This is a genomic window from Pseudomonas sp. HMWF006 (genome assembly GCF_003061205.1).
GTDB classification, from domain to species: Bacteria; Pseudomonadota; Gammaproteobacteria; order Pseudomonadales; family Pseudomonadaceae; genus Aquipseudomonas; species Aquipseudomonas monsensis.
Window position 1 is genome coordinate 1 of record NZ_QAIU01000332.1, and the last position, 1,113, is coordinate 1,113.

At 60.6% G+C, this 1,113-nt stretch carries 1 protein-coding gene and 1 pseudogene; both read right to left on the reverse strand.

What is annotated here, in order from left to right; all coding sequences use genetic code 11:
- Positions 1-138 precede the first annotated feature (138 nt).
- Positions 139-969, reverse strand: a complete 831-nt coding sequence (locus tag DBR24_RS13340) for a carbohydrate ABC transporter permease (RefSeq protein WP_034154211.1) — start codon at positions 967-969, stop codon at positions 139-141.
- A gap of 8 nt (positions 970-977) precedes the next feature.
- Positions 978-1,113 (reverse strand): annotated as a pseudogene (locus DBR24_RS13345) (sugar ABC transporter permease); the annotation flags it as partial.

Sequence of the window (1,113 nt, forward strand, 5' to 3'; positions counted from 1 at the left end):
CGTATGAGCCTTGCAGGCTTTTTTGTAGGCCTTCGCCTGCTCGCGATGGGGCCATGTCAGCCGACAGCGCCGCTGAATGACACTCCGCTATCGCGAGCTGGCGAAGGCCTACAGGGGATTGTGTTGAGTTGGTGAGATTCATTTCACGGCGCCGAACGACAGGCCGCGCACCAGTTGTTTCTGGCTGATCCAGCCGAAGATCAGGATCGGCGCACACGCCAGAGTCGACACCGCCGACAACTTGGCCCAGAACAAGCCTTCAGGACTTGAGTACGAGGCGATCAGCGCGGTCAGTGGCGCGGCTTTCGACGAGGTCAGGTTCAGCGACCAGAAGGCCTCGTTCCAGCACAGGATCAGTGACAGCAGCACGGTCGAGGCGAGGCCGCCCTTGGCGATCGGCAGCAGCACGCGGACCATCTCCTGCCACAGCGTGGCGCCGTCAAGGCGCGCGGCTTCGAGGATGTCCTTGGGGATGTCTTTGAAGTAGGTGTAAACCATCCAGACCACGATCGGCAGGTTGATCAGGGTGTAGATCACGATCAGCGCGATGCGCGTGTCGAGCAGGCCGAAACTCTTGGCCAGCAGGTAGATCGGCATCAGCACGCCCACCGGCGGCAGCATTTTCGTTGAGAGCATCCACAGCAGTGTGCCTTTGGTGCGCTGGGTTTCGTAGAACGCCATCGAGTACGCCGCCGGCACCGCGATCAGCAGGCACAGGGCCGTGGCGCTGAAGGAGATCACCACCGAGTTCCAGGCGAAACTGAAGTAATCGCTGCGCTCATTGATGTGCAGGTAGTTTTCCAGCGTCGGCGTGAAGATGAACTGCGGTGGCGTGGCGAACGCGTCGATTTCGGTCTTGAAACTGGTCATCACCATCCAGAAGATCGGGAAGAAGATCACGATCGCGATGGCCCAGGCCAGGGTGCCGAGCAGCAGGCTTTGCAGCCGGCGGGATTGTTGAAGAGTCATGGCGGGCCTCAGGCTTTGTCAGTCAGGTTTTTGCCGATCATCCGCACCAGAATGATCGCGGCGAGGTTGGCGATGACCACGGCAATCAAACCGCCCGCCGACGCCATGCCGACGTCGAACTGCACCAGCGCCTGGTTGTAGATC

Bases quoted from the DNA above. Each gene is read 5' to 3' on its own strand.
- DBR24_RS13340 (WP_034154211.1), bottom strand. From the start codon at position 969: ATGACTCTTCAACAATCCCGCCGGCTGCAAAGCCTGCTGCTCGGCACC.